Origin of the sequence: Bradyrhizobium sp. 164 (assembly GCF_023073715.1) — a bacterium.
GTDB lineage: Bacteria > Pseudomonadota > Alphaproteobacteria > Rhizobiales > Xanthobacteraceae > Bradyrhizobium.
The window spans coordinates 1-19,572 of record NZ_JADPKA010000025.1 but is presented as its reverse complement, the minus strand read 5'-3'; the positions used below and the strand labels follow the sequence as shown (position 1 = coordinate 19,572).

At 65.3% G+C, this 19,572-nt stretch carries 15 protein-coding genes; 6 read left to right on the top strand and 9 right to left on the bottom strand.

Annotation, left to right across the window (positions count from 1 at the left end; genetic code table 11):
• Nucleotides 1–208: 208 nt before the first annotated feature.
• From IVB01_RS07925 to hpaR, 7 genes are all read right to left on the bottom strand, one after another.
• The gene (locus IVB01_RS07925) at nt 209–1,087 is read right to left on the bottom strand and encodes a transglutaminase family protein (protein ID WP_247278918.1); all 879 of its coding nucleotides are present in this window, start codon (nt 1,085–1,087) and stop codon (nt 209–211) included.
• Nucleotides 1,084–3,609 (bottom strand): circularly permuted type 2 ATP-grasp protein, encoded by a 2,526-nt coding sequence (locus IVB01_RS07920; protein ID WP_247448580.1) that lies wholly within the window; start codon nt 3,607–3,609, stop codon nt 1,084–1,086. The genes IVB01_RS07925 and IVB01_RS07920 overlap by 4 nt, the downstream gene beginning before the upstream one ends.
• 27 nt (nt 3,610–3,636) lie before the next feature.
• Nucleotides 3,637–6,912: a transglutaminase family protein gene (locus IVB01_RS07915; RefSeq protein ID WP_247494407.1), complete on the bottom strand. Its 3,276-nt coding sequence runs from the start codon at nt 6,910–6,912 to the stop codon at nt 3,637–3,639.
• 104 nt (nt 6,913–7,016) lie between these two features.
• Nucleotides 7,017–8,540 (bottom strand): altronate dehydratase family protein, encoded by a 1,524-nt coding sequence (locus tag IVB01_RS07910; RefSeq protein ID WP_247419323.1) that lies wholly within the window; start codon nt 8,538–8,540, stop codon nt 7,017–7,019.
• Between the two features lie 211 nt (nt 8,541–8,751).
• Nucleotides 8,752–9,528 (bottom strand): aldolase/citrate lyase family protein, encoded by a 777-nt coding sequence (locus IVB01_RS07905; protein ID WP_247278922.1) that lies wholly within the window; start codon nt 9,526–9,528, stop codon nt 8,752–8,754.
• Between the two features lie 115 nt (nt 9,529–9,643).
• A complete protein-coding gene (locus IVB01_RS07900) occupies nt 9,644–10,729 on the bottom strand; it encodes a malate/lactate/ureidoglycolate dehydrogenase (protein ID WP_247278923.1) in 1,086 nt (361 codons plus the stop codon).
• A 118-nt stretch (nt 10,730–10,847) separates the two neighbouring features.
• Complete coding sequence (hpaR, locus tag IVB01_RS07895; protein WP_247278924.1) at nt 10,848–11,366, bottom strand: homoprotocatechuate degradation operon regulator HpaR; 519 nt, start codon at nt 11,364–11,366, stop codon at nt 10,848–10,850.
• Between the two features lie 111 nt (nt 11,367–11,477).
• On the opposite strand from hpaR, the gene hpaH reads away from it, so the two are divergent.
• From hpaH to IVB01_RS07865, 6 genes are all read left to right on the top strand, one after another.
• Nucleotides 11,478–12,284 (top strand): 2-oxo-hept-4-ene-1,7-dioate hydratase, encoded by an 807-nt coding sequence (hpaH, locus tag IVB01_RS07890; protein WP_247278925.1) that lies wholly within the window; start codon nt 11,478–11,480, stop codon nt 12,282–12,284.
• Nucleotides 12,285–12,317: 33 nt separating this feature from the next.
• Complete coding sequence (locus IVB01_RS07885; RefSeq protein WP_247278926.1) at nt 12,318–12,716, top strand: 5-carboxymethyl-2-hydroxymuconate Delta-isomerase; 399 nt, start codon at nt 12,318–12,320, stop codon at nt 12,714–12,716.
• Entirely contained in the window at nt 12,709–14,247 is a 1,539-nt protein-coding gene (gene hpaE / locus IVB01_RS07880) for a 5-carboxymethyl-2-hydroxymuconate semialdehyde dehydrogenase (protein ID WP_247278927.1), read from the top strand. Before IVB01_RS07885 ends, hpaE begins: the two co-directional genes overlap by 8 nt.
• A gap of 128 nt (nt 14,248–14,375) precedes the next feature.
• The gene (gene hpaD, locus IVB01_RS07875) at nt 14,376–15,359 is read left to right on the top strand and encodes a 3,4-dihydroxyphenylacetate 2,3-dioxygenase (protein WP_247278928.1); all 984 of its coding nucleotides are present in this window, start codon (nt 14,376–14,378) and stop codon (nt 15,357–15,359) included.
• Nucleotides 15,359–16,228: a fumarylacetoacetate hydrolase family protein gene (locus IVB01_RS07870; protein WP_247278929.1), complete on the top strand. Its 870-nt coding sequence runs from the start codon at nt 15,359–15,361 to the stop codon at nt 16,226–16,228. Before hpaD ends, IVB01_RS07870 begins: the two co-directional genes overlap by 1 nt.
• Nucleotides 16,229–16,253: 25 nt before the next feature.
• Nucleotides 16,254–17,882, top strand: a complete 1,629-nt coding sequence (locus IVB01_RS07865) for a thiamine pyrophosphate-dependent enzyme (protein WP_247278930.1) — start codon at nt 16,254–16,256, stop codon at nt 17,880–17,882.
• A 122-nt stretch (nt 17,883–18,004) separates the two neighbouring features.
• On the opposite strand, the gene alkB is transcribed toward IVB01_RS07865, so the two are convergent.
• Complete coding sequence (gene alkB / locus IVB01_RS07860) at nt 18,005–18,658, bottom strand: DNA oxidative demethylase AlkB (protein ID WP_247278931.1); 654 nt, start codon at nt 18,656–18,658, stop codon at nt 18,005–18,007.
• 9 nt (nt 18,659–18,667) lie between these two features.
• Nucleotides 18,668–19,414 carry a 2OG-Fe(II) oxygenase gene (locus IVB01_RS07855; RefSeq protein WP_247278932.1) on the bottom strand — a complete coding sequence of 249 codons (747 nt, stop codon included), beginning with the start codon at nt 19,412–19,414 and terminating at the stop codon, nt 18,668–18,670.
• Between the last annotated feature and the right edge of the window lie 158 nt (nt 19,415–19,572).

The window sequence follows — 19,572 nt, the reverse complement described above, 5'->3', positions numbered from 1 at the left end:
CCCCGTCTGTCGCTGGTGTTCCATACCAACTCCCGACGCCTCATTCTTGTCCTCGACGCACGAGCGAGCATAGCCCATCTTGGGCCGACTGACCAAATCCCGGCACGAAAACACGAAAATATGTTGCCGTTGCGCTGCGTCATATCTCAGTTGCAGTTGCGGCGCGATACATCTTAGGGTCGCTTCCGTCCAAACCGCAAGATTGCGGTCATTCCACCAGCAGCACATCCACGGCGACGCCGAGTTTCTGCTTCGGCGAGCCGACGATGATGCCGTCGACCGGCGACACGTCGGAAAAATCGCGCCCGACCGCGAGCACGATATGGTCATTTGCGACCAGGAGATCGTTGGTGGGATCGAAATCGACCCAGCCGAGCTCCGGCCCGCACCACAGCGACACCCAAGCGTGGGTGGCGTCGGCACCTTGCAGACGCGGCTGGCCCGCCAGCGGAACGGTACGCAGATAACCGCTGACATAGGCTGCAGGCAGGCCGAGCCCGCGCAACCCTGCGATCATCACATGAGCAAAATCCTGGCAGACGCCGTGACGCTTGTCGAAGACCTCGCCGAGCGGCGTCGAGATCACCGTCGCCTTTGGGTCGTAGCGAAAATCGCTGCGGATGCGGTGCATGAGATTGGCTGCACCTTTGAGGATGCCGGCGCCGGGCGCAAAGCTCATCGCCGCGTAGGCGCTGAGCGGATGCAACACCGGCACCAGCGGGCTCGCAAAGACATAGCCGACTGGCGAGGACGGCCCGAGGCTCGTCGCCTCGAAGGCAATGTCGCGAATGCTTTCCCAGGCCGGGCTTTCCGCATCACGCGCTGGCGGCTGTCGCGAGACGGACACACGTGATCGAGAATCGATCCGCAAGTTGCGGTGCGCAGCTTCGATCACCACGCTCTCGGTGAGCGTGCCAAAGAAATCGCGGCGGAGATTGCGCTCGGCCGGACGCGGACGGATCTCGACGTGGTGTGAGATCAGTTCCTGGCCATTGCCGCTGTTCGGCTCCAGCCGCAGCGTGCAGCGGGCGAAGCTGACCGGACTCTCATATTCGTAAGTCGTGACGTGACGGATGTCGTAGATCACGCCAGCCCCGTCAACTTTTCCGGCCGGCTGGCATTGGGGCCGTGCGGGAAATAGTGCTGCCCGATCGCCTCCGCGAGGCTGAGCAGATCCTGCTCCAGCGCGAACAGCGTCTTGACCTCGAGCTTCTCGGCCTCCGCGGTCGCGAGCATCGCCTGCATCGCCACTGCAAGCCGCTGCGGCTTCTCGATCAGGCCGTGCTCCTTCAGGCTCGGCAGCGCGGCGATGTGCTCGTTGAGCGTCGTCACCTGGAACGCCACCGAACGCGGATTGTAGGGATCGAGCACGGCGAGGTCGCGTACCGGCGCCAGGACCGGCGCCAGCAGATAGCGCGAGCGGTAGGTGATCTGGCAATCCACCAGCGTCAGCAGGATGTCGAGATCCTCGTCGCCGGCCTCGTCATAGGCGAATTGACGCGTGAAGCGCGTGGTGTTGACGGCGCGCTCGACGCGGCGGCCGATGTCGAGAAAGCGCCAGCCGGCGGCGCGGTTCATGTTCTCCTGCGCGAGGCCTGCAAAGCTCGCGAGCTCCTGCAAAGTGAGCTCGGCCGCGCTCAAGACGCTGTCGTCGTCCTCGACCTCGTGGGCGAGGCGCTCGGCCATCTCGGTGATGACCTGCCAGGCATCAGGCGAGAGGCGCTCGCGCAACGAGGTCGCCGTGCGCTGCGCCGCGCGGACCAGCGACAGCGACGAGCCGAAACGCTCCGGGCTCTGCAGCGCTTCGGCGACGATAGGTCCAGGCGCCGCGCGCGAGGTTTGCGAGACCGCGCCCCATGCGACCAGCAGGCGCTGGATCCGTTCAATCGACTGCATCGTAGCCGAGCTGCCCTTGTTGGGCCCGCTCGGCGATCCCAACGCGCGCACCAGGCGCAGCGTCGCCTCGGCGCGTTCCAGATAGCGGCCGAGCCAGAACAGATTGTCGGCGGCGCGGCTCGGCAGCACGCCGGCGATGCGGCGGATGCGCACCTTGTCGGTCGCCGGCAGCAGCGTCGCGGTCGAGACCTGCTTGTCCGAGACGACCCAGACGTCGGCGGCGCGGGCACCGTCGCCCATCGATACCGCGCGCGCGTCGGCCTGCTCGGCGATCCGGCAGAAGCCGCCGGGCATGATGGCCCAGCCATCGGGCGTGGCGGCTGCGAACACGCGCAGCACGAACGGCCGCGGCGTGAGCTGGCCCTGCTCCCACACCGGCATGGTCGAGAGCCGCACCACCTCCTGACCGACATAGTCCATGCCGCGCGCGGTGATCGCATCGACCAGGCGCTGGCGCTCGCTCGCATCCAACTCGCTCGCGAGCACCGGTCCCGTGCTGTCGAAGCCGGGAACGCCGCGTCGGTAGGCACCCTCGATCGCGACCTCGTCGAGCCGCGCCAGCACCTCGTCGCGCGCCGCGCGCTGGCCGCACCACCAGGTCGCGATGTGCGGCATCTTCAGCTCCTCGCCGAGCAGGCGGCGGCTCAGCGCCGGCAGGAAGCCGAGCAGCGCCCGTGCTTCCGGCACGCCCGAGCCCGGCATGTTGGCGATGACGACGCCGTCCTTGCGCAGCACGTCGATCAGCCCCGGCACGCCGAGATGCGAGGACGCGTCGAGCTCGAGCGGGTCGAGCGAGTTGGAATCGACGCGGCGCAAGAGCACGTCGAGCCGCTTCAGGCCGGCGACGGTGCGGATGTGAACGCGGTTGTCGCTGACCGCGAGATCGTCGCCCTCAACCAGGAGGAAGCCGAGATAGCGCGCCAGCGTCGCATGCTCGAAATAGGTCTCGCTGAAGCTGCCCGGCGTGAGCACGCCGATCCGCGGCTCGTCGCGGTCGGCACGCGCGCGCAGGCTATCGCGGAACGCCTCGAAGAACGGCGCGACGCGCGGCACATTCATCGACTTGTAGAGATCGGAGAAGGCGCGCGAGAGCACCAGGCGGTTCTCCAGCGCATAGCCGGCCCCCGACGGCGCCTGCGTGCGGTCGCCAAGCACCCACCAGCGGCCGTCAGGACCGCGGCCGACATCGGCGGCATAGATCGAGAGGTAGCGCCCGCCGGGCGGCGGCACGCCGCAGACGGGGCGGAGATATTCGGGACTGCCGGCGATCGCAGCCGCGGGCAGTGCGCCCTCGGCGATGAGGCGCCCCTCGCCATAGATGTCGCGCAGCACGAGCTCGAGCAATTCGGCGCGCTGGGTGATGCCAGCGGAGAGCTGCTTCCAGTCGGCCTCGTCGATCAGGAGCGGCAGATGGCTGATCGACCACGGCCGGTCGGCACTGTCGCCTGGGGCGCGGTAGGTGACGCCGGCCTCGCGGAGATGGCGGTCGGCCATGCCAAAGCGACGCTCGACCTCGTCGGGCGCGAGCGCGCCGAAGGCATCGAAGAAGCGGCTCCAGACCGCCCGCGGGGCGCCGTCGGGTCCCAGGAACTCGTCGGGGATGCCAGGCAGGCGGCTATAATCGCGGACCCATTGCGCAAGGCGGCGCTGGCCTTCACGCAGTCCTTGCGCCCTGCCCGCCTGGTCGTCCTGCTCGGCTGCGCCCTCGGCCATGCGCCTCTCCCTGCCCCACCATCATACTCATTGCAGGAGCGGGGTCCGCAAGTCGAGGGTCAGCGGAAACTCATTTGTGCGTTCCTCGGGCGGCGGCTGTATTGGCCCAGGGGTATGGCCGTGGTCCTGGAAGCGCGCCAGCCGCCGCGCCTCGGCTTCATAGGTGTTGACGGGCTTGGTATCGTAGTTGCGTCCGCCGGGATGGGCGACGTGGTAGACGCAGCCGCCCAGCGAGCGGCCGTTCCAGATGTCGATCAGGTCGAAGGTCAGCGGCGCATGGACCGGAATGGTCGGGTGCAGGCCGGAGGCCGGCTGCCAGGCCTTGAAGCGGACGCCGGCCACGGCTTCCGTCGAGCGGCCGGTCGATGTCATCGGCAGGCGGCGGCCGTTGCAGGTGACAATGTGGCGACCCTCGACGAATCCCTCGGCCTTAACCTGAAGCCGCTCGACCGATGAGTCCACATAGCGCACCGTGCCGCCGGCCGAGCCCTCCTCGCCGAGCACGTGCCAGGGCTCCAGCGCCTGGCGCAGCTCCAGTGTCACGCCGCCATGATGGACCCGGCCGAAGCCGGGGAAGCGGAATTCGAGCTGGGCCAGATACCATTCCGGCTCGAAGGAATAACCGAACTGCTTCAGCTCGGTGAGCACGTCATGAAAATCCTCCCAGATGAAATGCGGCAGCATGTAGCGGTCATGCAGCGCGGTGCCCCAGCGCACGAACTTGCCTGTCAGCGGCTCGCGCCAGAACCTTGCGATCAGCGCGCGGATCAGGAGCTGCTGAGCCAGCGACATGCGCGGATCAGGCGGCATTTCGAGCGCGCGGAATTCGACCAGGCCGAGGCGCCCGGTCGAACCTTCCGGCGAATAGAGCTTGTCGATGCAGATCTCGGCACGGTGGGTGTTGCCGGTGATGTCGACCAGCAGATGCCGGAACAGGCGATCCACCAGCCACAGCGGCGTCTGGGTGCCGGGCGGCGGCACATGCGACAGCGCGACCTCGAGCTCGTAGATGCTGTCGTGGCGCGCCTCGTCGATACGCGGCGCCTGGCTGGTCGGGCCGATGAAGAGGCCGGAGAAGAAATAGGACAGCGACGGATGCCGCTGCCAGTACAGCACGAGGCTCTTCAAGAGATCGGGCCGCCGCAGGAACGGCGAGTCCTGCGGTGACGAGCCGCCGACCACGACGTGATTGCCGCCGCCGGTGCCGGTGTGGCGGCCGTCGATCAGGAAACGGTTGGCGCCGAGACGGATCTTGGCGGCATCCTCATAGAGCCCGACGGTGATGTCGACAGCCTCACGCCAATTCTTTGCCGGCTGGACGTTGACCTCGATTACGCCAGGGTCAGGCGTCACCTTGATGACGTCGATGCGCGGATCGAACGGCGGCGGATAACCCTCGACATGAACCTGGAGCTGCATCTCCTCGGCCGTGGCTTCGAGGGCCGCGACCAGCTCCAGATAATCCTCGATGCGCTCGACCGGCGGCAAGAAGGCGCAGAGCACGCCGTCGCGGACTTCGATCGACATCGCGGTGCGTACCGGCTCCGCTGCGTCGGGACGGTCCGGCGCCAGTCGCGGCGGCGGCGATTGCAGGCGTGGCATGCGCTCGAACACCGGCAGCTTGGTGCGCGGCTCCATCGGATCCTGCTCGACGATATAGGGATAGCGATCGGGCGGAATATATTCGAGCGCGCTGAGCGGCAATCGCAGGCCGAGCGGGGAATCGCCGGGCATCAAGAACAGATGCTTGCGACGCAGCTTCCAGCGCTCGCTGCGCCAGCGCGGCGCGTCCGCGTTCCAGCGCTGCACCGGCAGCACGAAGCCCTTTGGCGTATTCAGCCCCTCGTCGAACACCCGCGCCATTCGGGCGCGCGCTTCCGGATCGGACAGCTTGGAATCCGAGGGATCGACGTTGATCGGAAGCTCCCCCTCCTTCTGCAACCAATAGGCGGGATCTTCATAGGCCGGCATGATGTAGCCGGGATCGAGGCCGAGCCGTGCGACCGTGCCCTCCATGAAGGCCTCGGCGTCCTTGACGTTAGCGCGCCCCGGGTTCTCGATCCTGGCGATGAGATCCGCATTCTTCCAGATCGGCACGCCGTCCTTGCGCCAATACAGGCCAAACGCCCAGCGCGGCAGGGTCTCGCCAGGATACCATTTGCCCTGGCCGAAGTGCAGCAGGCCGCCGGGCGCGAACCGCACGCGCAGGCGGCGGATCAGATCGTCGGCAACGGCGCGCTTGGTCGGACCGACGGCGTCGATGTTCCATTCCGCCGCTTCAAGATCATCGACCGAGACGAAGGTCGGCTCGCCGCCCATGGTGAGCCGCACGTCGTGGGCGGCAAGTTCGCCGTCGACCTGCTCGCCGAGATCGTTGAGCCGCGCCCAGGCTTCGTCAGAGAACGGTTTTGTGATGCGCGGCGCCTCGCGAATGCGCTTCACGCTCATGTCGAATGCGAACTCGACCTCGGCAAAGCCGGCGCCACCGGAGATCGGCGCGGCCGAGCGATAATGCGGTGTTGCGGCAACCGGGATGTGCCCCTCGCCCGCGAGCATGCCGGAGGTCGCGTCGAACCCGATCCAGCCCGCGCCCGGAAGGTAGACCTCGGCCCAGGCGTGCAGATCGGTGAAATCGTTCTCAACCTCCGGCGGCCCCTCGATCGGATCGATGTCGGGACGGATCTGGACGAGATAGCCGGAGACGAAACGGGCGGCGAGCCCGAGATGGCGGAAGGTCTGGATCAAGAGCCAGGCGGAATCGCGGCACGAGCCGGCGCCGGAACTGAGCGTCTCCTCCGGAGACTGCACGCCCGGCTCCATGCGGATGACGTACCGGATCTTCTTCTGGAGCTCGCGATTGAGATCGACCAGGAAGTTGACGGTGTTCGGCGCTTCCTGCGGGATCGCATCGAGATATTGCGCAAACAAGCGATCGGGCTTGATGGTCTCGAGATAGGGCGCAAGCTCCGTCTTCAGGTCCTTCGGATAGTCGAACGGAAAGCTGTCGGCATAAGGCTCGACGAAGAAGTCGAACGGATTGACCACGGTCATCTGCGCCGTAAAATCGACCTCGAATTTCAGCTCGGTCGTCTTCTCCGGGAAGACGTAGCGCGCGAGCCAATTGCCCTGCGGGTCCTGTTGCCAGTTTACGAAATGATTGGATGGCGTGACCTTGAGCGAATAGCTCAGGATCGGCGTGCGAGTATGCGGCGCCGGCCGCAACCGGATGGTCTGCGGGCCGAGATCGATCGGGCGGTCGTATTTGTAGTGCGTGACGTGGTGTAGTGCGACGTAGATCGACACGGGGTGCGGTGCTCCAGCAGCTTTTTTGAGCAGAACACCTGATGTGAGCGCGATCAAGCACTAACAACGTGCAGACCGTGCCTATGGCGCAGGCTGCAGGTTTACTACATCGTCGCCCCTAACACCCACGGCGCGAACTCGGCGCCGCCAAAGTCAAAACTCTCGCTCTTGGTCGGCTGTCCCGAGGCCGTCTTGAGGATGAGATCGAAGATGCGCTGGCCGCACTGCTCGACGCTCTCCTCGCCTTCGAGGATGGTGCCGCAATTGACGTCCATGTCCTCTTCCATGCGCTTGTACATGGGCGTGTTGGTGGCGAGCTTGATCGACGGCGCCGGCTTGCAGCCGAACACACTGCCGCGCCCGGTCGTGAAGCAGACGAGATTGGCGCCGCCTGCGACCTGGCCGGTCGCTGCAACCGGGTCGTAGCCGGGCGTGTCCATAAAGACAAAACCCTTCTTGGTGACGGGCTCGGCGTAGCGCAGCACCTCGACGAGATTGGTGGTGCCGGCCTTCGCCATTGCGCCGAGCGATTTTTCCAGGATGGTGGTGAGGCCGCCGGCCTTGTTGCCGGGGCTTGGATTGGCGTTCATCTCAGCGCCTTCGCGCGCGGTGTATTCGTCCCACCAGCGCATGAGGTCGACCAGCTTCTCGCCGACCTCGCGGCTGACGGCGCGGCGCGTCAGCAGATGCTCGGCGCCATAGGTCTCCGGCGTTTCCGACAGGATCACGGTGCCGCCGTGACGGACGACGAGGTCGCTGGCAGCACCGAGCGCGGGATTGGCTGATACACCGGAATAGCCGTCCGAGCCGCCGCATTGCAGGGCCACGGTGAGCTCGCTTGCCGGCACGGATTCGCGCCTGACCTTGTTGGCATCGGCGAGCGCCTCGCGCACGAAGGCGATGCCCGCCTCCACCGTCTTGCGCGTGCCGCCGACCTCCTGGATGTCCATCGCACGCAGGCGGCCGGCGAGCTTCTGCTCTTCCATCAGGCCGCCGATCTGGTTCACCTCGCAACCGAGGCCGAGCACGATGACGTGAGAGAAATTGACGTGCCGCGCATAGCCACCAAGCGTGCGGCGGAGCAGCGCCAGCGGCTCGTTCTGCGTCATGCCGCAGCCGGTCTTGTGGGTCAGCGCGACCACGCCGTCGACGTTGGGGAAATCGGCCAGCGGGTTGTCGCCGGTGAAGGGATTCTTCTTGAAGACGTCGGCAACGAGACTGGCGACATGCGCGCTGCAATTCACCGAGGTGAGGATGCCGATATAGTTGCGCGTGGCGACGCGGCCGTCCGGACGGCGGATGCCCTCGAAGGTCGCCGGCAGGTCGAAATTCGGCGTCGGCTTGACGTCGGCGCAATAGGCATAGTCCTTGGCGAAATCGCCCATGCCGCAATTCTGCGTGTGGACGTGCTGGCCCGGCGCGATCGGCACCGTGGCAAAGCCGATGATCTGGCCGTAGCGCTTGATTGGCTCTCCCAATGCGATCGGCTTGATCGCGACCTTGTGGCCGGAGGGAATGCGATCGACCGTGATCACGCCGTCGGCGACCATTGTGCCGGGCGGCAGGCTCGCGCGCGCGATCAGCACGCCATCATCGGGATGCAGGCGGATGACGGGGCTAATGGTCATGGGAGGTCTCCTTGGGTCTTCAAAATATCGTGCGCCGGACGCAGCGCAGCGTGAAAGGATGCACTGCTGATCCCGGGCCCATTGTCACGTCAGCCTTGTCACGCCAGCCTTGCGCAGCAACTGGGTCGCGGCTCTGCGGTGCATCGCCATAGCGGTCAAAGACGCGCGTAAACGCGCTTTTGTCGCTGCACCGCGTCCGGGACACGCTAGATCACGCCTTCCCGCCTGATTCCTTGCGGGTCGCATTCACCTGCATCTTGGCGTAGGTCGTCATCAGACCGACCTCGTTCGACAACGTCACCAGCTTGAAGCCCATATTGATGGCGCGCGCTGCGCCTTCGGCGCCGCTGCAATGGATGCCCGGGTTGAGGCCGCGCTTGCCGCACTCCTTGATGATCTTCTCGTAGATCGCGAGGATCTCCGGCTCGCTGCGGTCGAGCTTGGGCTCGAGGCCGTAGGAGAAGCCGAGGTCGGACGGGCCGATATAGACGCCGTCGATGCCCTCGACGTCGAGGATCGCTTCCATGTTCTCGACCGCGGTCCTGGTCTCCATCATCGGCAGCAGCACGATCTCGTCGTTGGCCGTCTTCTGGTAGGAGCCTGCGGTGCCGTACATGCCGGCGCGGATCGGACCGTTGGAGCGCACGCCCTTCGGCGGATATTTCGAATAGGAGACCAGGTTCCGGGCTTCCTGCGGCGTATTGACCATCGGGCAGATCACGCCATAGGCGCCGCCGTCGAGCACCTTGCCGATGATGCCGGGCTCGTTCCAGGGCACGCGGACCATCGGGGTGATCGGATGCTTGTCCATGGCCTGGAAGCACTGGACCATTGACAGATAGTCCTGCACGCCATGCTGCATGTCGACGGTGACGCTGTCGAAGCCGCATTGCGCGACCATCTCGGCCGAGAAGCCAGAGGGTATAGCGAGCCACGCGTTGACCACGGCCTTGCCCGACTTCCAGATTTCCTTGACCTTGTTCGCCACGTTGCCTTCCTTCTTTGTTGTTTGAACCTTCGTCACCATGACGAGCGCCGCGACAGCACAACCCCGCTGTTACCGCGAACTGGATCGCCGCGCTACGCTCGCAATGGCGCAAGACCTATGCGGTCGCCCTCTGGATGCTGACTTCGCTGACGCCGACCTCGCGGGCCGTGTTCACTATTGCCGCCCAGGTGTCATCCGGCAAGGGGATGCCGTTTTTCGTGCGTTCCGCGCGGATTTTCCGCTCGGGATCGCCGGGAATCAGCACCCGATCGACGTCGGCCATCGGCTTGGTGGCGCGTATGAAATCGACATAGCGCGAGACTTCGTCGTCGAAAAGGTTGGAGGTATCGACCACCTTCGGATCGACATAGAACGCCAGCATGCCGTTGGCAAAGCGCCGCCCGCCCGATGTGGCCCCGGTTCCAGTCAGCGCACCGCCCAAGAGCTCGCATATGAAGGCGAGCCCCGATCCCTTGTGCTCGCCGAAGGCACGGATGGCGCCTGTGCCCTTGGTATGATCGCGCGGTCCCGCCGGCGTGTAGGGGCCGTAGAGCACGACTGGGTCCTCGCTCAGGCTGCCGTCGGAATCGACCAGCGCGCCTTTCGGCAGCTTTTTGCCGCCACGGCTTGCGACCAGCACCTTTCCTTCGGCGACGACCGAGGTCGCGAAGTCCAGCACGATCGGATCCTGACCCGCGCGGGGGATGCCGACGCAATATGGCGCAGTCGACAGCCGCTTCTCGACGCCGCCGAACGGCGCAACCAGCAGCGAGCCCGCCGCATTGACGAAGTGCACCGAGATCAGCCCTTCGGCGGCAGCCATCTCGGCCCAGTCGCCGACACGGCCGATATGGCCGGCGTTGCGCAGCGCGACCGCGGCAAGCCCCGCCTTCTTGCACTTGTCGAGGCCGATCCGAACCGCCTGCGGCGTCACGGTCTGGCCGTAGCCGAACTTGCCGTCGACCACCGCGAGCGAGGGCGTGTCCAGCACCACTTCCGCGTTCTGGTTGGGCACGACCGCGCCGGATTTCTGCCAACGGATGTAGACGGGCACGCGGATCACGCCGTGACTGTCATGGCCGGTCAGGTTCGCTGTTGTGAGGTAGGTGGCGATGCGCCTGGCTTCCTCCGGCGAGGACTGCGCATGCGCAAAGACCTCGCTGACGAAGTCGATCAGCCTCTGGACTTGAATGGTGACCATGACGGTCTGCTTACCTCTACCCGCTGCCGATTTTGCAGCGATCGGCTTGGGCGGCACTTTGAGCGAAAAAACGCGGCCATGTCCATGGCTCGCACCGCGCGCTCGCGCATATCAGCTTTCACTCCTCGGCACTTGCCCCCTCGCCGCTGCCGAGCCCTGCGAGACTCTGTTCGAGCTCGCCAAGCATGTCCTGCAACTCGACGAGTTTGCGTGCGCCAAAGCGTCGCGTGATCTCGGCATAGATCGCCTCCGACGTCGGCGCCACGGAGGCCATCAGCTTCACGCCTTCTTTCGAGATCGAGACCATGCTGCGGCGCTGGTCCGCCTTGGCGGTCTTGCGCTCGATCAGATTGCGCGCTTCGAGGTCGCGCAGGATGCGTGACAGGCTCGGCCCGAGCAGGAACGCCGTGCGCGCGAGTTCCGTGACCTCGGCCGCCTCGATGCCGGCCAGCGCGCGCAGGATGCGCCATTGCTGCTCGGTCAAGCCGTGCTCGCGCAGTGAGGGGCGGAATTGCCGCATCACCGCCTCGCGTGCCCGCAGCAGCGACATCGGCAGTGAACGCGAGAAGTCGCGCATCGGCACCTGCCGCGCGGCAGGCGCGTTTTCGCCGGCGGGATCGGCGGGTTTCTTCGTCATGATACCCTTTCAAGCTGCAAAATCTTCGCAATGCAGCAAGCGCGAATTGTGTTTGACGCATTCATTTAACATGTTAAGTATCTCCGGGCACCCCGATTTGTAAGATCACAAATGGCGCTTTCCAACGACGATATCCAAGCTTGCGCGAGGCGTCTGCACCAGGCGGAGAAGACTCGCACGCAGATCCGGCAGCTCTCGCAGGATTTTCCTGGGATCACCATCGCTGACGCCTACGCGATTCAGAAGGCTTGGGTCGACGTCAAGATCGCCGAGGGGCGGATCGTCAAAGGCCACAAGATTGGCCTGACCTCGAAGGCGATGCAGAGCGCGCTCGATATCGACGAGCCGGATTCCGGCGTGCTGCTCGACGACATGTTCTTTGCTGATGGCGGCCCCGTCCCGACGGAGCGCTTCATCGCGACGCGCGTCGAGGCGGAGCTCGCCTTCGTCATGAGCAAGCGCCTTTCAGGACCCGGCTGCACGATGTTCGACGTGCTGAACGCCACCGACTTCGTGGTGCCGGCGCTGGAGATTTTGGACACGCGCATCGAGCGGGTCGATCCGAGGACCAAAGCGACGCGGAAGATTTTCGACACCATCGCCGACAACGCGGCGAATGCCGGCATCGTGCTCGGCGGGCGGCCGATACGGCCGCTGGACGCCGATTTACGCTGGATCGGCGCGCTGTGTTTCCGGAACGGCCAGCTCGAGGAAACCGGACTTGCCGCCGGCGTGCTCAACCATCCCGCAACCGCCGTGGCCTGGCTCGCGAACAAGATCGCACCGCTCGGCCATGCGCTGGAGCCCGGACAGGTCGTGCTCGCCGGCTCCTTCATCCGCCCGATCGAGACCCGCAAGGGCGACACAATTCAGGCCGATTATGGCGCCTACGGCTCGGTGAGCTGCTACTTCGCTTAGACGGACAATAAGAAGACAGGGAGTGAAACCGCGATGCCGCATTTCACCATCGAATATTCCGCCAATCTCGATGGCCGCCTCGACATGGGCCTGGTATGCGAAGTCGTGCGCAAGGCAGCGGTCGAGACCGGCATCTTCCCGCTCGGCGGCATCCGCGTTCGCGCCGTCAGGTGCGAGCATTACGCGATCGCGGACGCGCGGCAGGACTACGGCTTTCTCGACATGGTATTGCGCATCGGCGAGGGCCGCGATCTCAAGACGCGCCAGAAAGCCGGCGAGCACGTATTCCAGGCGCTCTCAAAACATCTCGACCCCGTCTTCGCTGCCAGCAAGTTCGCCTTGTCGTTCGACATGCAGATCAACGACAAGGACACGAGCTGGAAGCGCAACAACATCCACGACGCCCTGAAAGTGGAGGCCGCAAATGGATAAGCCCGCGCCAAAAGCCGACGTGTTCCAGGCCAACCGCGACCGCCTCGCACCGCTGCTGAAAAAGCTCCGCGCGGACGGCATCGGTCACATCATCGACGGCAAGATCGAGCCATCGATCTCTGGCGAGACCTTCGAGACCAAGTCGCCGGTCGATGGCGCGACGCTCGCGAGCGTCGCCCGCGGCAATGCCGAGGACATCGATCGTGCGGCCACTGCTGCCGCGCTGGCCTTCAAATCCTGGCGCGACATGGGCCCGGCTATGCGGCGCAAGCTGCTGCATCGGGTCGCCGACGCGATCGAGGACAATGCCGATGACATCGCGGTGCTCGAATGCATCGACACCGGCCAAGCCTATCGCTTCATGGCCAAGGCCGCCATCCGCGCCGCCGAGAACTTTCGGTTCTTCGCCGACAAATGCGCCGAGGCGCGCGACGGCCTCAACACGCCGAGCGACGAGCACTGGAATGTCTCGACGCGCGTGCCGATCGGCCCGGTCGGCGTGATCACGCCGTGGAACACGCCGTTCATGCTCTCGACCTGGAAGATCGCCCCTGCCCTGGCAGCCGGCTGTACCGTCGTGCACAAGCCGGCCGAGTGGTCGCCGGTGACGGCCTCCATTCTGGCGAAGCTCGTCAAGGAAGCCGGCATTCCCGATGGCGTGCTCAACACCGTGCACGGCTTTGGTGAAGAGGCCGGCAAGGCGTTGACCGAACATCCCGCCATCAAGGCGATCGGCTTCGTCGGCGAGAGTGCGACGGGCTCGGCGATCATGATCCAGGGCGCGCCGACCTTGAAGCGCGTGCATTTCGAGCTCGGCGGCAAGAACCCCGTGATCGTGTTCGATGACGCCGATCTCGACCGCGCGCTCGATGCGGTGGTGTTCATGATCTACTCGCTCAATGGCGAGCGCTGCACCTCCTCCAGCCGCCTGCTGATTCAGCAGAGCATCGCCGAGACATTCGTGGAGAAGCTGACCGCGCGCGTGAAGGCGCTGAAGGTCGGCCACCCCCTCGATCCCGCAACCGAGATCGGGCCGCTGATCCACGAGCGTCACCTCGCAAAGGTTTGCTCTTATTTCGACGTCGCGCGCCAGGACGGCGCGACGATCGCGGTCGGCGGCAAGCCCTGTGACGGCCTCGGCGGCGGACATTACGTCGAGCCGACGCTGGTGACCGGTGCGCATGGCAAGATGCGGGTGGCGCAGGAGGAGGTGTTCGGCCCCTTCCTGACCGTGTTGCCGTTCCGTGACGAGGCGGACGCGATCGAGATCGCCAACGACATTCGCTATGGCCTCACCGGCTATGTCTGGACCAACGACATGGGCCGCGCCCTGCGTGTCGCGGACGCGCTGGAGGCCGGCATGATCTGGCTGAACTCGGAAAACGTCCGCCACCTGCCGACGCCGTTCGGCGGCATGAAGGCCTCAGGCATCGGCCGCGACGGCGGCGACTATTCGTTCGATTTCTACATGGAAACCAAGCACGTCTCGCTGGCGCGGGGCACGCACAAGATTCAGAAGCTGGGAATCTAGGAAAACCGTCGTTTTGGGGCGTGCGAAGCACGAACTATGGTGCGCAATTGCGCACCTGAGAACCTCGAGATTCCGGGTTCGGCTCAACGAGCCGCCCCCCCGGATGACTGATACAAGGGGAAACGCAAATGCCCATACCGCAACACGTCTTCGAGCCGCCGTTCAACATCATTCGCTCCAGCCATGTCGTGCTCGACGTCACCGATCTGAAACTGAGCCGCGAGTTCTACGAGACCATTGTTGGCCTGCATGTCGAGGACGCCGACGACAATGTCGTTTATTTGCGCGGAGCTGAAGAGCATCAGCATCACTCGCTCGTCCTGCGCAAGGCCGCAGCGCCCGCCTGCGCGCGGCTCGGCTTCAAGGTCGGCAACGACAAGGATCTCGACAAGGCGGCCGCATTCCTCTCCGAGAACGGTCTCGCCTACGGCTTCGCGGACCAGCCGTTCCAGGGCCGCACTCTGCAATTCACGGACCCCTTCGGCTTCCAGATCGAGCTCTATGCAGCGATGGACCGCCGGCCACACCTCTTGCGCCGCTACGATCTCTACAGAGGCTGCCACCCGCAGCGGCTCGACCATTTCAACGTCTTCGCCGCCGAGGTGCAGGACACCGTCGATTTCTACGCCCGGCTCGGCTTCCGGCTGACCGAATATGCCGAGGAGGACGGACCGAACGGACGTATCGCCGCAGCCTGGATGCATCGCAAGGGCAACGTCCACGACTTCGCCATCACCAACGGCAAGGGCCCTCGCCTGCACCACTTCGCCTATTGGACGCCGACGGCGATGAACATCATCCATCTCTGCGACGTCATGGCCTCCCAGGGCTTCGTGAAGAACATCGAGCGCGGCCCCGGACGCCACGGCATCTCGAATGCGTTCTTCCTTTATGTGCGCGACCCTGACGGCCACCGGCTCGAGCTCTACACCAGCGATTACTTCACGGGCGATCACGACCACGAGCCGCTGCGCTGGTCGCTGCGCGATCCGCGCCGGCAGACGCTGTGGGGTGCCCCCGCGCCGCGCTCCTGGTTCGAGCAGGGCTCGCCCTTCACTGGCCAGGCCGTGCGCGAGCCGAAATTCGTGGCCGACGTGCTGGTGGCAGACTGATGACACTCCCTCGCCTCGCCACCTATTCCGTCGAGGGGGCAACGCGCTACGGCGCGGCCGTCGATCGCGGCGTGGTCGATCTCTCCGCGCGCCACGCCAAGGATTTTCCGACGCTGCGCGAGGTGATCGCGGCCGGGAAGCTGACGAGCCTTGCCGAGGAAGCCGCAGGCCGCTCGCCGGATCATCCCCTCCGCGAGATCACCTTTCTGCCGCCAGTGCCCGCGCCGGAAAAGATCATCTGCATCGGCGTCAACTATCCCGATCGCAACGCCGAGTACAAGGATGGCCAGGACGCGCCGAAATACCCGAGCATGTTCATGCGGAGCCCACGCTCCTTCGTCGGCCATGGCACGCCGCTGGTGCGGCCGCGCGCCTCCGCACAGCTCGACTATGAAGGCGAGATCGTGCTGGTGATCGGCAAGGAAGGCCGGCACATTGCGGAGAGCGCAGCGCTCGATCACATCGCCGCGCTCACACTCTGCAACGAAGGCTCGGTGCGCGACTGGCTGCGTCATGCCAAGTTCAACGTCACGCAGGGCAAGAACTTTGATTCCAGCGGCAGCCTCGGGCCATGGCTCGTGCCCTATACAACGGAATCCCAGATCGCCGACATTCGCCTCACCACGCATGTCAACGGTGAGCTCAGGCAGGACGATCGCACCAGCCGCTTGATGTTCCCGTTCCGCTACCTCATCAACTATATCTCGACCTTTGCCACCCTCGTCCCCGGCGACATCATCGTCACCGGCACGCCGACCGGCGCCGGCGCGCGGTTCGATCCGCCGCGCTACCTGAGGCCGGGCGATATCGTCGAGGTCGAAGCAGAAGGCATCGGGCTCTTGCGCAACGGCGTCGTCGACGAAGCCTGATCAACCATCGAAGTGGAATAGCACCATGACCACTCTCACCGGCGGCGAAGCGATCGTAAGCGGCCTCGTCGCCCACGGCGTCGACACCGTGTTCGGCCTGCCCGGCGCGCAGGTCTACGGCCTGTTCGATGCCTTCCACCAAGCCCAGCTCAAGGTGATCGGCGCGCGGCACGAGCAGGCCTGCGGCTACATGGCGTTCGGCTATGCGCGCTCCAGCGGCAAGCCCGGCGTGTTCAGCGTGGTGCCTGGCCCCGGCGTGCTCAACGCCAGCGCGGCGTTGCTCACCGCGTTCGGCTGCAACGAGCCGGTGCTCTGCGTCACCGGCCAGGTGCCGACGCCATTTTTGGGCAAGGGTCGCGGCCATCTCCACGAGATGCCGGACCAGCTCGCGACCCTGCGCACTTATGTGAAATGGGCAGACCGTATCGAATATCCCGGCAATGCGCCGACGGTCGTCGCGCGCGCCTTTCAGGAGATGATGTCGGGGCGGCGTGGGCCTGCGTCTGTCGAGATGCCGTGGGACGTCTTCACCCAGCGCGCCGAAACCGCCGCCGCACAGATGCTGGAGCCGCTGCCCGCGCCGCTGCCTGATCCTGACCTGATCAAGCAGGCCGCCGCGCTGATCAAGACCAGCAAGGCGCCGATGATCTTCGTCGGCAGCGGCGCGATCGAGGCGCGCGAGGAGATCCTCGAGCTCGCCGAGATGATCGATGCGCCCGTCGTTGCCTTTCGCAGCGGCCGCGGCATCGTCTCCAATGCGCACGAACTCGGACTCACCATGGCTGCTGCCTATAAGCTGTGGCCGAACACTGATTTGATGATCGCAATCGGCACCCGCGCGGAGCTGCCGGCCTCTGGCTTTCGCTGGCCCTATCAGCCGAAGGGACTGAAATCCATTCGGATCGATATCGATCCGGCCGAGATGCGGCGGCTCGCCTTCGATACCGCCATCGTCGCCGATGCCAAGGCTGGCACGGCCGATCTCGTCACCGCCGTGAAGAAGGCCGGCTATGCGAGAAGCCGCAGCCGGCGGGGAGACATCCGCGAGGCCGCCGCAACCGCGCAACAGGAAATCCAGCGCATCCAGCCGCAGATGGCGTATCTCAACATCCTGCGCGAGGTGCTGCCGGCGAATGCGATCGTGACAGATGAATTGTCGCAGTTCGGCTTCGCCTCCTGGTACGGCTTTCCGGTCTATCAGCCGCGCACCTTCATCACGTCAGGCTATCAGGGCACGCTCGGCTCGGGCTTTCCGACTGCGCTTGGCGCCAAGGTCGCGAACCCTGACAAACCCGTCGTCGCCATCACCGGCGACGGCGGCTTCATGTTCGGCGTGCAGGAGCTCTCGACCGCCGTGCAGTTCAACATCGGCGTGGTGACGCTGGTGTTCAACAACAACGCCTACGGCAATGTCCGCCGCGACCAGCGCGAGCGGTTTGACGGCCGCGTGGTGGCTTCGGATCTCGTCAATCCGGATTTCGTCAAGCTCGCGGAATCCTTCGGCGTTGCCGCTGCGCGCGTCACCGCGCCGGACCAGTTCAAGGCGGCGATGGAGAAGGCGCTCGCCCATGGCGGGCCGTATCTGATCTCGGTGGAAGTGACGCGGGACTCCGAAGTCAGTCCCTGGGCGTTCATTCACCCGCCGAAGCCGTAGTTGTCCTCATGGTGAGGAGGCGCGAAGCGCCGTCTCGAACCACGAGGTCCCCCGCTGCGGCGGCTCGGGCCTCCATCCTTCGAGACGCTTGCTTCGCAAGCTCCTCAGGATGAGGGGATGGACTAGCGTGTTTGTCGAAACGTCAAATTGATTCGCTTCCGGCCGAGCAGAGCATGCTCGCCGTCGGCGAGCGGCGCGACGCCGTGATAAGCGAGCCTGCTAGTCCCGCCCCAGACCACGACGTCACCATGGACGAGGCGGAAGCGGCGCGGCTTGTCGCTGCGCGCCAAGCCACCGAACAGGAAGGTTGCGGGCAGGCCGAGCGAGACCGAGACAATCGGGGCCGAATAGTCGAGCTCGTCCTTGTCCTGATGCAGCGACAGCCGCGTGCCGGGCTCGTAGCGGTTGACGAGGCAGGCATCGGGCGCGAAGTCTTTGAAGCCGCCCTGCTCCGCCGCGCGGCGGGCGAGATCACGGAATACTGCCGGCATCGCCGGCCAATGCTCGCCGTTTCGCGGATCGATTGGATCATAGCGATAGCCGGTGTGATCGGTGATCCAGCCGCGCTCGCCGCAATTGGTCATCGCCACCGACATCTGATAGCCGCCGGGCGTGGTCATGCGCCGAAACGGCGATTGCGCCACGATGGCGCGCACGGCTTCGATCAACTCGCTCTCGATCGGCGTGACGAAGCCGCGCAGCAGCACGGCGCCGTCAGCGATCTCCTCGCGCAATGGCTGCGCCTCGGCGACGCTATCGAACAAATCCGCAGTCAATCGCCTCACTCATTTGGCATCATGAAAGATCACACCCAGCGTGTGGCCCTGGCCGGAGCGAATCCGGCTGACGCCGTGACGCAGGTTAACCCGGTATGTCCCGCGTGTCCCCTGCACCGGGCGGTGATGCACGGCGAAGGCGACGGCGTCGCCCTGCGCCAGCGGCACCACCTCGGCGCGCGACTGCATGCGCGGCCGCTGCTCGGTCAGCACGAATTCGCCGCCGGTGAAGTCGCGCCCCGGCTCTGACAGCAGAATCGCGACCTGGATCGGGAACACATGCTCACCATAGAGATCCTGGTGCAGGCAATTGTAGTCGCCGGCCTCATATTGCAGCAGCAGCGGCGTCGGCCGGCTCTGGCCTGCTTCGTGGCAGCGCTTGAGGAACGCCGCATGCGCGGCGGGATAGCGGATGTCGATCCCCATCGCCTCGTTCCAGCGATTGGCGACGCCCTGAAGCTGCGCATAAAGCACGGGGCGCAATTGCGCAATCAGGTCGGGGAGCGGATAAGAGAAGTACTTGTATTCGCCGCGGCCAAAGCCGTGGCGCCCCATGACGATGCGGCTGCGGAAGTGCGTGTCGTCTGGATAGAGCGCGGCGATGCTACGGCATTGCTCCGGCGTCAGCAGGCCTTTCAGGACAGCGCAACCCTGGGCGTCGAGTTCGGCGGTGATTTGCGGCCAGTCGAGGGCGTTGACCTGGGCGGAAGGGTCAGCGGATGGCTTCTGGGGTGATTTGCGTGCGGTTGCTGTCATGGCCAGGACTTTCGCAAGACTGCCCTACCCGCCGCCACCCGATTCCCGACTATCTCCCCGTCATTGCTGTCGATGTTCAATAATTCGCTGATTGGATCGCGGTGGTCTTGGTAGCGGCGAAGGCCTTGGGAGTTTGTCCTGCCAAGGCCTGATGGGGT

What these genes read in the sequence shown, in the direction of transcription:
- IVB01_RS07920 (WP_247448580.1), bottom strand. Translation starts at nt 3,609, where the DNA reads ATGGCCGAGGGCGCAGCCGAGCAGGACGACCAGGCGGGCAGGGCGCAA.
- IVB01_RS07910 (WP_247419323.1), bottom strand. Translation starts at nt 8,540, where the DNA reads ATGACCATTAGCCCCGTCATCCGCCTGCATCCCGATGATGGCGTGCTG.
- IVB01_RS07900 (WP_247278923.1), bottom strand. Translation starts at nt 10,729, where the DNA reads ATGGTCACCATTCAAGTCCAGAGGCTGATCGACTTCGTCAGCGAGGTC.
- hpaR (WP_247278924.1), bottom strand. Translation starts at nt 11,366, where the DNA reads ATGACGAAGAAACCCGCCGATCCCGCCGGCGAAAACGCGCCTGCCGCG.
- hpaH (WP_247278925.1), top strand. Translation starts at nt 11,478, where the DNA reads ATGGCGCTTTCCAACGACGATATCCAAGCTTGCGCGAGGCGTCTGCAC.
- IVB01_RS07885 (WP_247278926.1), top strand. Translation starts at nt 12,318, where the DNA reads ATGCCGCATTTCACCATCGAATATTCCGCCAATCTCGATGGCCGCCTC.
- hpaE (WP_247278927.1), top strand. Translation starts at nt 12,709, where the DNA reads ATGGATAAGCCCGCGCCAAAAGCCGACGTGTTCCAGGCCAACCGCGAC.
- hpaD (WP_247278928.1), top strand. Translation starts at nt 14,376, where the DNA reads ATGCCCATACCGCAACACGTCTTCGAGCCGCCGTTCAACATCATTCGC.
- IVB01_RS07870 (WP_247278929.1), top strand. Translation starts at nt 15,359, where the DNA reads ATGACACTCCCTCGCCTCGCCACCTATTCCGTCGAGGGGGCAACGCGC.
- IVB01_RS07865 (WP_247278930.1), top strand. Translation starts at nt 16,254, where the DNA reads ATGACCACTCTCACCGGCGGCGAAGCGATCGTAAGCGGCCTCGTCGCC.
- IVB01_RS07855 (WP_247278932.1), bottom strand. Translation starts at nt 19,414, where the DNA reads ATGACAGCAACCGCACGCAAATCACCCCAGAAGCCATCCGCTGACCCT.